This window comes from Francisella halioticida (assembly GCF_002211785.1).
Taxonomy (GTDB): domain Bacteria; phylum Pseudomonadota; class Gammaproteobacteria; order Francisellales; family Francisellaceae; genus Francisella; species Francisella halioticida.
In genome coordinates this window covers 1,740,063-1,753,166 of record NZ_CP022132.1, presented here as the reverse complement: position 1 = coordinate 1,753,166, position 13,104 = coordinate 1,740,063, and the positions used below count along the sequence as shown (strand labels likewise).

The window sequence follows — 13,104 nt, the reverse complement described above, 5'->3', positions numbered from 1 at the left end:
TGGGGACATTATAGTATTTTAAAAATAGCTATATAATCCATTTAAATAAACAAGTATTCTATGTATAAAATAGTATATTAGAAAGTCGGAGGTTGAAATGAAAAAAATTTTAGTAGTAATACTAGGTTTAGCTATAGTTTCTGAAGTTTATGCTAAAAGCTATACAATGTATGTAAAAGCAGATGAAAAATCACAAAAGTTGGGGCAGGTCGATGATCAGAATCCTCAGTATCAGGCAATTTTCTCTAAAAAATGTTGGTTTGAGATAGTAAATAATGCTAATGGTCAAGTAGGATGGGTTAAACAAAAACCTCAAAATAAAACATCTAAAACGATCCAAAATGATCCTGTTGCACAAATGTTGGTGGATTTTCAAAAGCAACAGCAAGTGTTAGATCAGCATTTTGATAAGGTTGTATCTAATATTGATAATAATGTTGATCAGTTAACTTCTCAGTCAGGTTCAAGTGCTGTTAAAGGTAAACCTAAAGTATTTAAGGAGTTTAATTCTATTATTATAGACTCTAATGGTAAAACAGCAAAAATTATTAAAAAAACACAAGATGGTAGTGGCAATGTTAAAACTGTTGAAAAAGTAATTCCAGCAAACCAGTTATCAAACATTAAATTACAAAGCTAATAAAAATTATTACCTTAACCTATTTTTATTTAAAAGAATAGTGTAATAAGCTATCATTAATTTGATTAAACTACAAAATTAAGGGGTAGCTTATGTATGAAGAAGAATTCTTATCAGAAAAACTACAACGATTTACCTTAGTTGATATAGCATTGGTTAAGATCGTTTATTTCTTGGTTGGTTTGCTAGTAGTAACCAACTATTTAGTTTTAACGACAGTTAGCTGGATTTTCTACTTGCTGATGGCCTTGATGGCAGTGTTTCCGATAGTGATCCATTTATTCTCATTTGAAGGATCATATGTTGAGAAAGCTAGAATGTATCTAAAAACAAATAAACCATCATATCAGGTACTTTTGTTTTTTAGCCAGTTCTTTTTTGCTTGTATGCTTACAGTTTTAATACCAGCATTAATACTAGTTCCTTGGTATGTTTATGTAATATTAATAGTAATTTTTGCTATTAAGCCTATGCGTTCAAATATGTTTTGGTAATGTTTTATATAGATTTATAAGTGATTTATTATGCGAATATTAATTGTTGGAGCAGGTATTGCAGGTCTTAGTATGGCTAGGGCATTAAAAAAATATGATATAGATACTACCATTGTAGAAAAACAGCTAAGCATTTCTCAGTCAGGTTTAGGTATTGCATTACCAGCAAATGCCACTAAAGCTCTGGAGTATTTAGGCTTAAAGGAACAAACTTTAAGCCTTTCTTATAAAGTTGATGAAATACTATATTCTAAACCTTCTGGAGAGTTGTTATCTAAAGCAAGTTTAAATCAAGGAAGTTTAGCATATTCTGAATTTGTAGCATTAATGAGAAAAGATCTCATTAAAGTTTTAAACTCTTCGGATTTTAAAATACATTTTGGTTGTAGTATAGAGTTTCTAGAGGATCAAAATGGTAAGGTTTTTACTAAATTTACGAATGGTGAGGAAAATGTTTGGGATTTAGTGATAGCTGCTGATGGAATAAATTCGATCGTAAGAGAGCTAAGCTTTAAACAAAATAAACCTAAAGAGTTTAATATAAAAACTTGGAGGTTTCTAGCAGACTTAAGTATGGATAATATACAGCCTAATTATTACATTGGTAGAGATACTGCATTTATGATATACCCTATATCAAGTTCAAAAGTATACTGTTATGCCCACCAATGTAATTCTATTAAAAATGATTTTACTCTCGAGGAAACTTTTCGAGAGTATTGCCAAACAGTTAGAGATATTATTGCGGGAGTAAATGATAAAAATATTGTCTGTGGTAAATTAAAATCTGTGAATAATATAGAGTTCTATAAAGGGAATATCGCATTTATTGGAGACGCATCAAGTGCTTGTAGTCCTATGCTTCAACAAGGAGCAGCATCTGCGTTAGAAGATGCCATAATTCTTGCTCACTTATTAAGTAATAATTCCGTAGAAATAGCTTTGTCTAAGTATAAAAAAAATAGAAATGAGAGAGTTTCTTGGATTGTGAATAAATCTGATTATCCTATAAGAAAAATAGAAAATGGAACTTCTTTTTTATTTTATTTGTTTAGAAATCAAATTATAAAAAGAAGAGGGCCTATTAATATACAATATTGGAAGGAGCTATTTAAGGAAGACCCTCTTACTTTTTTTTAAAATCTATTTAAGTATTGTCACCATTGGGTTGTATATATAGTATTTTTGTTATAATCAAATTTATATAAGTGTTTCTTGGATAAATAAGTAAGCGTGTTTTGATATATTAAGTTGATATCTTAGAAAATACTAAATAAAAACTCTTTTCTAGGTTTTGATTCTATTTATTTGGCTCAACGATAGTTAATAGAATACAACTTAAAAATGATAATAAAGATTGCTGAATAAACTTAATTCAAAAATAATTTAGTTTGCGTCTATGTAAAGAGTTAGTCAATTGTTTTTTTATGAGCTATTTTGTATATTGATGAGGTTCGTAGTATAATTAGAGTATTATTAATTTTTAATAACGATAGTGATCAATAAAAGATAGATGAAAATGTGTAGCATTTTACCAAACAAATGGGTTGGAGAGATTCTGTCTGGAGAATATTTAAAAGGAGAAATGTTATGAATATTTTAAAAAAAATTAATGGCAATAAGCTTGGCATTATTTTTGATATGTGGAGTGTCTTTTGCAGATACAGATGATCAAACACAGGTTACAACAGGTGATAATACTGTAGCTGTACAAGCAGCTAAAGCAAGTGATATTAGTAGTACAGCTAAAAAAGGGAATGCTAGAACATTACGTGAGTTTATATCTCCATTAAGAAAAAATAGAATAGAACGTCGTGTGGATAGAAGAGCATTTATATTCGGTTCAGATAAACAAGACACTTCTAGTAAGACAGCATCTAGTAAGGTAAATCAATCATCTTAGCATATGAGTCTTATAGATCTAAAATATCTCTATACTGATATTGTTTTCTGTAATATACCTTAGGATTGTTAAATAATTTTTTAAATATTGAGACTCTCTTATTTATAATAAATAACATTATTGGTTATTTTTGTTATAATCGCTACATAAGTGACTTTTTAATAAAAATATATGATAAGAAAATTTCTAATAGTTATGACCTGTATTGGTATATTGCTGACTCTCAATTCATGTAGTACTAAAGTAGCATATGAAAATCCAAATAGTGTAGATACTACATCAATAGATTTTAGTTCGACTGATCTTCAAGCAATTACTAAAAAAATGACTAATGATATGCTTAATTCTCGTGGGGTTAAGAAAATTACAGCTATGGACACACCGACGTTATTTTTTAGTAATATCCGTAATGAAACAAATGAGCATATTAATACAACAATGCTATCAAATACTGTTCAAACTCAAATTGTGAATTCTGGATTATTCCAAGTTACAGATATGACTCAAATCAAAAATATACGTGAACAATTAGGCTATCAGGCTAATAGTGGTATGGTTGATCAAAGTACAGCTACTAGAATTGGTCATAATATTGGATCTAGATATATGGTATATGGTAGTATCCAGGATATTAATAATACAAGTGTTGATAAAGATCGAAAGTCTAAATTTTTCTTAGCGACTTTGAAGATGCTAGATCTAAAAACAAACATAATTGTATGGCAAAATGAAAAACAAATTCTTAAATCTCAGACAAGATCTATGTTTGGTTGGTAGTTTTTGAAAATAGGAGAAACTCTATATGAAAAAGAAAATTATGGCTTCATTTATAGCTTCATCGTTAATAGTTAGCCCATTATTTGCTGAAGATTCTAATATGCAAAACTCTAATACCCCAAGCTCAGGATCATCCCAGCAGCTTTTTCAAGCTAAGAATCCACAATCTCAGCAACAGTCAGAGCCTAATATGAGTACAGATATAACTACATTAAATAATAGTATCTCTTCTAAATCAGCTCCTTTTGTTGCAGAAAATGCAGATGTTGATAGTAGATCTGCTGAGCAAATATTAAGTGATATGATGGAAGGTTATATCGACCAAAATGACTTAAGAGATAAATATGAATATGTTGGTTCAGCGATTGGTTCAGCTTCTGTAAATCAAACAAATTCAAACTATGTTGATAGTGCCCAAATAGCTTTTGAAAAAGCATTAATAAAAGCTCAAGCAGATTATATATCTTTTATCTCTGCGAATACTAAAGTTGATAAAGGCTTTAGTGTTAACAGTACGCAAGGCTCTGGTGCAAATGAGATAAGCACTGACTCAGATAAGCCTAAAGATGGTACACAAGCAGCTATTGACGCTAAGAAAAAGGCTCTTGAGGAGGCGCAGTTAAATAAACAACTGAAAGATCAAGGCTTGGACCCAAATAGCTTCACATCAGTTTCAGAAAAGAAAAAAGTTATTTTAGATCAACAAATGACAATAAAAAGTCTAACAACAGGGTTTGGAAACCTATCAGGCTTACTTCCTATTAAAACTTTTGTTGTTGAAAAAAATGGTAATGCTGCTATTGGTGTAGTGATTATTTATTCAGCTAAAATTAAAGGGATGTTTGAGGATATTAAACATGGTAATGAACCAGTAATAGTTGGTAAAGGTGGCGAATCTCCATCAACCTTATATAAAGATAAAACAGGCGAAGATATGATGGGGGATTATGGTATTAGAGTAGGCTTTGGTAAAGATAATAAACCATATATTCTATCTTATGGGCAAGGATCATATACTGGTGCTAGTATCCAAGGCGTATCTGCCGGCGATTATGGTTATAAGCAATCTGCTATTATGGCAAGAGCAAATCTTGTTACTTTGATAGCAGGGCAAATGTCTACAAAAGAAGCCTTAACAATGTCAGAGAATATCTCTAGTACATTAGCAAAAAATACTAAAACAGAGCAAACTCGTAGAATAGATGCTACAGATATTGAGAAGACTTTATCTACTTACTATAAAACTCAGGCAAAACTAGATATTGTGGGCCTTAAAACAGTAAAAAGATGGCGTTATCAGCTACCAAGTACAAAAAATACAGTTTATGGTGTTGTTCTTAAATGGGACCCTAAGCAAGTAGCAACAGCGAATAAAATCAAAAATTTTAATTATGATGAGTATCGTAAACAACATACAAAATCAAAAGCTGGGTCTAAGAGCTCTTTAGATGGAAAAATAATTATTAGACAAAGTGATGATAATAAATATTTAAATCAGTTTTAAGGTTTTAAAATGAAAAAAGCTTTAATTTCTTTTTTAACATTATTTTTATTTTCATCGTTTGCTCTTGCAAAAACTAGCTCTTTTGAGAGCTCAATGGTTAGCTCAGGCAGTTCTATTACTAATTCAGGTAGCACTGCTAAGTATAATGGGGTAGATGAGCGAAACAATCTAAAGATGTTTAAGGTAGCAATTCTACCATTTGATGCCCATAATGCTAAAATAAATGCCAGTATGGGTATAAAACAGTTACAAGATGGCTTAAATAATATCATTATAGCGCAAATTACTCAGTCGCGTAAGTTTAGAGTATCTAATCGTGATGTTAAAGATCAAAAAGCATACGAGAGAGAAGTTCAGCAAATAATGAACTCTAATACAGATAATGAAAAGGCTAAGCTTAATAAGAAAATTGGGGCTGATTTCATACTTACTGAAGATATCTTAAGTTTAAATGTTAGCAAAAAGCAGACGTCATATTATGGTGAAAAGTTTAAAGCATACCATGTATCAGCAAGTGTAGCATATCGTATGGTAGAACTAGCGACAATGGAAGTTAAATGGTCAAATGTTGTGACAATAAGTATTCCTGCGAATATTGCTAACCAGTATGTTGAGTCAAATAATGGTAACTATTCTGAACTATTGAATTACCTTGGTAAGAGGTTTGGCAAAATTATATCTGATCAAATTGTTGGTGCTATATATCCTTTACAAGTATTAAAAGTATATGATGGAGAAGTATATTTTAATCAAGGCGGTAATACAGTTATAAAAGGTAATGTTTATGAAGTTCGCCAAGAAGGTGGTATTACTATAGATCCTGCCACAAGTCAGCATATAGTGCTTGATGGCAAGGTCTTAGCAAAAGTAAGAATTACAGACGTAATGCCTAAATATTCTATAGGTATTGTAATTGATGGTAGTTTATCAAAAATCCATAAAGGCTTACGTTCATATTTAACTAAATAAGCTATGAAATTTAAACTTTTTTTGGTATTTTGTTTGTGTCTAATTATATCTAGCTGCGCTACTTTTAGTGGTAGTCATCCTCACCAAATGGCCAAAGTAAAGCAAAGTATTGATGAAAATCATCCTAGAATGATAGAGGCAAGTTTTTTAGAGAGCTTTGATGCTACTAGTATCAACGAATCTCTTGATTATTTAGAAACTGGTAGGTTTGAACAGCTTTTAAAGAATGATAGGTTATCTTTACATAAATATGCAAAGGCAACAGATTATGTAGTTAAATCGGAATTTGAAGCAAAAATTAGAGTTAGAAATATTTTAAAAGATGCTCAAGCAACTTTAACTAGTGATAGAGAAAGATATTATTATATACCAGATTATGAAGTAACTTTTTTATATGCATATCAGGCTCTTAATTATTTGATGAAGCATGATCTTGAAAATGCTGCAGTAAGTATTAGGAATCTTTCATATGCTCAATATGCAACTTTTGAATCAAAAAATTTATCAAATAATAATTTAGATGATTATAATCAAGTTAATTCTAATAAAGTTTATTCTAATTTATCACGTTCAAAGCAATATAGACAGTTATATAGTATAGCCAATAAAGTCACCAATTCTTATGAAAATGGTTTTGGGTATTATCTTGCAGCTATTATCTATCAATCGTATGACACTAACTTAAACAACGCCAATCTTTCGATGAAAAATGCATTGGGAGTCATTCCTGGCAATCCATATGTACAAAAAGATTATGCACAGATACACCAAGCCTTTAATCAAGGTGGGAGCATCTATAAGCAAGGACAAGGTAAACTTGTTGTAATATATGAGAATGGTTGGGTTGAGCCAATTCAAAAGTTTGATTTACCTATTATTATATTTGTGCAATATGCAGGTATACAAAAGATTTCTCTACCGTATTATGCCCCGTATAGTTTAGGGAGATCTGCTAATGTAGTAGTGTATAATAAGGATAAGAAAGTAGCACAGGGTCAGACTGCCTTATTAGTTGATACAACTGCAATGGCAGCAAAATCTTTATCTAATAGATACCCTATGATTGTTACTAGAGAGATTCTACGATTAATAGCAAAGACAACAATGTCTATCACAGCTATTAAGTCATCTGGTGATTATGGAGCTTTAGCAATGATTGGGATATCAATATATAATCTAGCAACTCCTCAAGCAGATCAAAGAAGCTGGAATCTTTTACCTCGAAGCGTTGATCTTTTTTCAACAGGTTTAGATCAAGGACAATACACTGTAAGAGTTGATAACAAGATAGAAAAAGTTTCAGTCGAACCTCAAAGAGTTACTTTGGTTTGGATTGTTAAAGAGCAAAGTTTTGAGAAGATATTATTTAAGGGGGAGTTGTAATTTACACTAACTAGTTGTCAAATTAAGGTGCTCTTGAAATACTCAACTAATAAGAAAATAATTTGATTAAATAAATTTATTTTTTAAATTTACCTTTAAATTACCTTATAAGTATATTAAAGTTAAACATTGCCTCTTTAAACAAGAAAGTTATAAGGTTAATTCTTATTTAAAGAGATAATTGTTATGGTATTTATGTTGCTTTATTGATTAATTATAATATTCTGATACTTTATAAATTAAATTTTCTAAAATTTAAGTAATTACAATTAAATAAACGTTTTTGGAGAAAATATGAGAATTTTATCAGTCCAGGATATGGCTAAAATAGTTGAAAAACATGGTTTTGATAATTTTATAAAAGACCTTGTAAATTATACAAAAGAAGATTTTATTAGATGGAATGAGTTTGACAAGTCTCCAAGATATGCAGCTCACGTACCTGGTGGTGTTTTAGAGCTTATGCCAACGGCTGATAATAAGCTTTTTACTTACAAGTGTGTTAATGGACATCCTGCAAATCCTTTTGAAGGTAAACAGACTGTTGTAGCAACAGGACAGCTGAATGAAATTAAATATGGTTATCCTTTATTGATATCTGAAATGACCGTTCTTACAGCACTAAGAACAGCTGCATCCACTGTTTTAGCAACAGATTATTTAGCACGTAAAGATAGCAAAACTATGGCGTTAATAGGAACAGGTGCACAAAGTGAGTTTCAAACCTTAGCTCATAAGCTAATACGTCCGATAGAAACAATTAAATATTATGATACGGATCCTGAAGCTATGAAGAAATATGCTCATAATCTGAAAAATGTAGATCTTGAGTTTATAGCATGTGATAGCGCTAAAGAAGCTTGTCAGGATGCTGATATTATAGTTGTTTGTACTGCTTGTAAACTTCATGCAATTGTTATTGAAAACGATTGGATTAAAGAAGGTGTACATATTAGTGGTCTAGGAGGGGATTGCCCAGGTAAGACAGAACTAGATATGAATATTCTTTTTAGAGGTAAAGTAGTTGTTGAATATAAAGAACAATCTATGATAGAAGGAGAAATACAAAATTTATCACCACAAGAGGTTGAAGAAGTCTTACATGCGGAAGTTTGGGAAATTTTGACAAGCAAAAAGAAAGGTCGTGAGAATGATGATGAGATCACTATTTATGATTCTGTTGGTTTTGCAGTAGAAGATTTTTCGGCTTTACGTTTAACTTTGGATTTATCTGAAAAATATGATATTGGTATCCAGATGAATATAGTTCCACCAATAAAAGATCCAAAGAATTTATTTTCTGTACTATAGTTGTAAATAGGAGATTTTTATGAAGAAAGTAGAAGCTATTGGTATCGGTATTGGTAATGCTGGTAGAGAAATAGGATGTGGTAGAGCTCCTTATACTCTTTTAAATGAGCTTAAAGATAGAAGAATAGATGCTCAGATTTATAATTATGTTGGTGGCAGGGTAGAGATAGAAACTATGAGTAAGTATTTCAGTAATATTGCTCAGAAAGTATCAAACACACTTAATGAAGGTAAATTTCCTTTAGCTCTCGGTGGTGATCATTCATGTGCAATTGCGACATGGAGCGGAGTTTACGACTATTTGAAAGATCAGAAGAAAGATTTGGGACTAATCTGGATAGATGCTCATATGGATAGTCATAGACCTGAAACTTCTGATACTGGTAATATTCACGGTATGCCAGTTGCTCATCTTTTAGGTTATGGTTATGATGAGTTAACAAGTATTCTTAATAAAAACCCTAAGTTAAAGCCAGAAAACATAGTGTTTTTTGGAATTCGTTCTTATGAGAAGCCTGAAAAAGAGCTTTTAGAAAAGCTAGGTGTTAAAGTTTATTATCAGTCAGACTTAACAGATAAAAATTTTGAAGAATTATTTTTACAAGAGTTTGAGCGTTTGGAGCGAGTTACGGAAGGTAATGTTGGTATTAGTTTTGATCTAGATGGCTTAGATCCGACTAATCTTGATGCTGTAGGGACACCTGTAGAGGATGGTATAGATCCTCAAGTATTTTATAAGACTATTGAAAAAATTAATTTCCATAGTTTAGTGTGTTTTGAAGTTGCTGAGTATAATCCTTTAATTGACAAAACTAAAATATCTCTAAATTATATGGCAAAACTGCTAAAATTGATTGAGAGTAGTGTAAAAAACCTTCCACAAAAATAGTTTATATATAAAACTTCTGTTAATATTGTATTTATTAAGTCTTTTATAAATTTATCATCCTAATGAATTGTGATAATAATATTCTTTTGATGACAGATAGTTATAAGCATTCTCATCCTTTTCAATATCCGAATGATACTAATTATCTACATTTCTATCTAGAAAGTCGTGGTGCAGCAAATCCTAATCTTGGGACTTGTACGCGATTTTTTGGCTTACAGTACTACATAAAAGAATACCTCTCTAAACCATTAACATATCAAATGATAGATGAAGCTGGAAGCATTATAGAAGCTCATGGTTTGACATTTTATAGATCTGGATTTGAGAGAATAGTAGAAAAACATAATGGCTTCTTGCCAGTCAGAATAAGAGCCGTTGTTGAGGGTAGTTTGATTCCATTGCAAAACGTTTTAATGACTATTGAAAGTACAGACCCAGAGTTACCTTGGTTACCAGGGATGTTAGAGACATTGCTCTTAAAAGTATGGTACCCAACAACTGTAGCAACAATTAGTTTTAATATTAAGGAAGTTATAAAAGAATATCTTCTAGAAACAGCAGATAGCCTCGATAAGCTTAGCTTTATGTTACATGACTTTGGTTATAGAGGAGTTTCTTCAGAAGAGTCTGCTGGAATTGGAGGAGCTGCTCATTTAACCAACTTCTTAGGAACAGATACTTTAGCAACACTTCGTTTTTGTAAAAGATATTATAATGAAGATATTGCGGGCTTTTCAATTCCAGCAAGTGAGCACTCAACAATAACTAGTTGGGGTGTTGGCTCAGAATGTGAGCGACAAGCTTTTGATAATATGATAGAACAATTCGGTGATAGTAGCGTTTTATATGCTTGTGTTTCAGATAGTTGGGACTTTAAAAAAGCTATTCAAACTTGGGTTGATTTAAAGGATAAGGTTAAAGCAAAAAAAGCTAACTTAGTTATTCGCCTAGATTCTGGTGATGCAGTAGATAATATTGTCTATGCATTAAAAGAACTTGAAAAAGCATATGGAAGTATAACTAACTCTAAAGGCTATAAGGTTTTAGAAAAGATTGCCCTAATTCAAAGTGATGGTGTGAGTATTAGTTTAGCTAAAAATATCTTAAATGCTATGAAAAAAAATGGTTTCTCAGCTGAAAATATTGCTTTTGGCATGGGAGGGGCATTGCTGCAAGGTAATTATGAATCATCAATTAATAGAGATAGTTTTAAGTTTGCTATTAAATGTTCTGCTATTAGAAGATCAGAGACTATTTTTGGCGTAAAAAAAGAGCCTGTTACTGATTTATCTAAAAAATCAAAGGAAGGTCGTCTTGATCTTATAAAAGATGAAAATGATGACTATAAGACAATTAAATTAGATGAAAATTATGCTTTTGGGGAGTATCATCCTCAAAGTCAGCTAAAAACATATTATGAAGATGGAAAAGTACTTTTTGAACAAAGTTTAGAACAAATTCGTAATATTTAATAAAAGATTGATTTTATAGTTATATAAATGATATAGTTAACACGCTAATAAAATTAAGGAAATAATAATGTTAGAACATCATCCATTAGTAAAAGAGTTCCCTGAACTTAAAGATCAAATTCATAATATTAAAAAAGATCACCATATTAGTAAGCAAATGAAGCATTATGAAGAGTTAGATAAAAAAATATTTAACCTTGAAAGCACTGGCAATTTTCAAGATTCTGAATTAGAAAGCCTTAAAAAACAACGTTTAGAAGCTAAAGATGTAATCTATAAGGCTTTAAAATCTTAATATCTTATATTTATTATAATAATTTCTTAAACTTTCTCATAAATTTAATTTTTGTACTGTTAACAGTTTGTCAGCTAGTATTTTTTATATATCTATTTATTATAAATACATGCTATTCTAAAATTAAGATATCTCAAAAGATGTGAGGTGTAGTGTTTATAAGTATTGAGGATTAGTAATGCTAACAACAAAATATCAAAGATTAGTGATTAGTTTAATTATTCTTACAGGAATTTGTTCAGGTTTTGATATAGGTGTTATATCGGGAACATTGCCAGTTATTAAAGATGAGTTATTGTTAAACTTTAGTCAATTATCTGAGATAGCAGGAATAGTCTTCTTTGGAGCTTTATTATCAAAATTAATATCTGGTCCATTAATGGATTTTTTGAGTAGAAAAAATGTTATTGCCTTTGGATCATTTCTATTTACTATATCTATAGTATTAATGATGCTTTCAAATACCTTTGTTACTCTTATGTTATCAAGACTTTTACAAGGCGTTTCGGTAGGTTTTTTGCTAACAGTAGTCCCTGTTTATATTTCTGAAACTAGTCTTGCAAGATTTAGAGGTAGGGCTATGGCAATATTCTAGTTATCATTAGTTTCAGGAATATTTTTAGCTAATTTATTTGCTAGCTTATTTGTTAATGATTTTGGCTGGAGGTTTATTTTTGCTTGTGCTATTCCATTTTCAGTAGCTTTATTTGTAGTTAGTCTCTTAGCACCATTTTCACCATCATGGCTTGTTTTAAAAGGTAGAAATAATCAGGCACTAACTATAGGTGAGCAGCTAGATTTAAAGATTCAACTGTCTCTTAAGGAAAAAAGTAAAATAGGATTTATCGAGTTTATAAAGATTGTGATTAAGCAAAAATATTATCTTTCTATAGCATTAATTAGTCTGATGGCTGTCTTAAATGGATTTGTTGGTATAAATGTATTTATCAGTTATGGGCCAACTATTTTTGGTCAGCTTACTAACTGTCATGGCTGTGATCCAACTTATTATGGCTCTGCTATGACTTTAGTTAATTTAATAGCTACTGCAGTTGGATTATTCTTAGTTGATGTCATTGGTAGAAGAAAACTTATTATAGGTGGATTAATTATAGCTTTCCTATCAATATTTGCGACAGTTCTATTTATAACAGGTAATTATGATAATATGGCGCTGTTTATGCTTGTGATTGTTGTGTTCGGTGGAGCTGTTGGTCCAGGTGTTTGTATTTGGCTGGTTTTATCAGAAGTTTTACCTGTACAGATAAGGGCAATGGGAATATCAATAGCTCTTGTCTCAAAAGCATTAATTGAGAGTATGTTTATTTCTAGCTTTTTAGATCTTATTAATGATTATGGCTATGCGCCTATACTATATTTTATGGGAGTTTGTATAGTTGTATTTATAGTAGTGGTTTATAAATTTTTACCAGAGATGACAAATAAAGAGCTTCTTTAGGAAAG

General features: G+C 30.7%; 12 protein-coding genes and 1 pseudogene. All 13 read left to right on the top strand.

Annotated features, from left to right (window positions below; genetic code table 11):
- Positions 1-97 precede the first annotated feature (97 nt).
- The 13 genes and pseudogenes from CDV26_RS09280 to CDV26_RS09220 all read left to right on the top strand — a co-directional run bounded on the left by CDV26_RS09280 (position 98) and on the right by CDV26_RS09220 (position 13,099).
- Entirely contained in the window at positions 98-640 is a 543-nt protein-coding gene (locus CDV26_RS09280; RefSeq protein ID WP_088773038.1) for a hypothetical protein, read from the top strand.
- A gap of 92 nt (positions 641-732) precedes the next feature.
- Complete coding sequence (locus CDV26_RS09275) at positions 733-1,134, top strand: hypothetical protein (protein ID WP_088773037.1); 402 nt, start codon at positions 733-735, stop codon at positions 1,132-1,134.
- A 30-nt stretch (positions 1,135-1,164) separates the two neighbouring features.
- Complete coding sequence (locus CDV26_RS09270; protein ID WP_088773036.1) at positions 1,165-2,274, top strand: FAD-dependent monooxygenase; 1,110 nt, start codon at positions 1,165-1,167, stop codon at positions 2,272-2,274.
- 472 nt (positions 2,275-2,746) lie between these two features.
- The gene (locus CDV26_RS09265) at positions 2,747-3,037 is read left to right on the top strand and encodes a hypothetical protein (RefSeq protein ID WP_088773035.1); all 291 of its coding nucleotides are present in this window, start codon (positions 2,747-2,749) and stop codon (positions 3,035-3,037) included.
- Positions 3,038-3,208: 171 nt separating this feature from the next.
- The gene (gene lpoB, locus CDV26_RS09260) at positions 3,209-3,814 is read left to right on the top strand and encodes a penicillin-binding protein activator LpoB (RefSeq protein WP_088773034.1); all 606 of its coding nucleotides are present in this window, start codon (positions 3,209-3,211) and stop codon (positions 3,812-3,814) included.
- 25 nt (positions 3,815-3,839) lie between these two features.
- Positions 3,840-5,318 carry a DUF6844 domain-containing protein gene (locus CDV26_RS09255; RefSeq protein ID WP_088773033.1) on the top strand — a complete coding sequence of 493 codons (1,479 nt, stop codon included), beginning with the start codon at positions 3,840-3,842 and terminating at the stop codon, positions 5,316-5,318.
- 9 nt (positions 5,319-5,327) lie between these two features.
- Positions 5,328-6,287: a CsgG/HfaB family protein gene (locus CDV26_RS09250; RefSeq protein ID WP_088773032.1), complete on the top strand. Its 960-nt coding sequence runs from the start codon at positions 5,328-5,330 to the stop codon at positions 6,285-6,287.
- A gap of 3 nt (positions 6,288-6,290) precedes the next feature.
- The gene (locus tag CDV26_RS09245; RefSeq protein WP_088773031.1) at positions 6,291-7,670 is read left to right on the top strand and encodes a COG3014 family protein; all 1,380 of its coding nucleotides are present in this window, start codon (positions 6,291-6,293) and stop codon (positions 7,668-7,670) included.
- 294 nt (positions 7,671-7,964) lie between these two features.
- Positions 7,965-8,981: an ornithine cyclodeaminase gene (locus CDV26_RS09240; protein ID WP_088773030.1), complete on the top strand. Its 1,017-nt coding sequence runs from the start codon at positions 7,965-7,967 to the stop codon at positions 8,979-8,981.
- Positions 8,982-9,000: 19 nt separating this feature from the next.
- Positions 9,001-9,870: an arginase gene (locus CDV26_RS09235; RefSeq protein WP_088773029.1), complete on the top strand. Its 870-nt coding sequence runs from the start codon at positions 9,001-9,003 to the stop codon at positions 9,868-9,870.
- 62 nt (positions 9,871-9,932) lie between these two features.
- Positions 9,933-11,345: a nicotinate phosphoribosyltransferase gene (locus tag CDV26_RS09230; protein WP_088773028.1), complete on the top strand. Its 1,413-nt coding sequence runs from the start codon at positions 9,933-9,935 to the stop codon at positions 11,343-11,345.
- A gap of 67 nt (positions 11,346-11,412) precedes the next feature.
- Positions 11,413-11,640 carry an HP1242/YdcH family protein gene (locus tag CDV26_RS09225; protein ID WP_088773027.1) on the top strand — a complete coding sequence of 76 codons (228 nt, stop codon included), beginning with the start codon at positions 11,413-11,415 and terminating at the stop codon, positions 11,638-11,640.
- Positions 11,641-11,818: 178 nt separating this feature from the next.
- A pseudogene (locus tag CDV26_RS09220) lies at positions 11,819-13,099 on the top strand (MFS transporter).
- Positions 13,100-13,104 lie beyond the last annotated feature (5 nt).

Coding starts and splice junctions, on each gene's coding strand:
- CDV26_RS09275 (WP_088773037.1), top strand. CDS start 733: ATGTATGAAGAAGAATTCTTATCAGAAAAACTACAACGATTTACCTTA.
- CDV26_RS09280 (WP_088773038.1), top strand. CDS start 98: ATGAAAAAAATTTTAGTAGTAATACTAGGTTTAGCTATAGTTTCTGAA.
- CDV26_RS09225 (WP_088773027.1), top strand. CDS start 11,413: ATGTTAGAACATCATCCATTAGTAAAAGAGTTCCCTGAACTTAAAGAT.
- CDV26_RS09265 (WP_088773035.1), top strand. CDS start 2,747: ATGGCAATAAGCTTGGCATTATTTTTGATATGTGGAGTGTCTTTTGCA.
- CDV26_RS09270 (WP_088773036.1), top strand. CDS start 1,165: ATGCGAATATTAATTGTTGGAGCAGGTATTGCAGGTCTTAGTATGGCT.
- CDV26_RS09235 (WP_088773029.1), top strand. CDS start 9,001: ATGAAGAAAGTAGAAGCTATTGGTATCGGTATTGGTAATGCTGGTAGA.
- lpoB (WP_088773034.1), top strand. CDS start 3,209: ATGATAAGAAAATTTCTAATAGTTATGACCTGTATTGGTATATTGCTG.
- CDV26_RS09245 (WP_088773031.1), top strand. CDS start 6,291: ATGAAATTTAAACTTTTTTTGGTATTTTGTTTGTGTCTAATTATATCT.
- CDV26_RS09240 (WP_088773030.1), top strand. CDS start 7,965: ATGAGAATTTTATCAGTCCAGGATATGGCTAAAATAGTTGAAAAACAT.
- CDV26_RS09230 (WP_088773028.1), top strand. CDS start 9,933: ATGAATTGTGATAATAATATTCTTTTGATGACAGATAGTTATAAGCAT.
- CDV26_RS09255 (WP_088773033.1), top strand. CDS start 3,840: ATGAAAAAGAAAATTATGGCTTCATTTATAGCTTCATCGTTAATAGTT.
- CDV26_RS09250 (WP_088773032.1), top strand. CDS start 5,328: ATGAAAAAAGCTTTAATTTCTTTTTTAACATTATTTTTATTTTCATCG.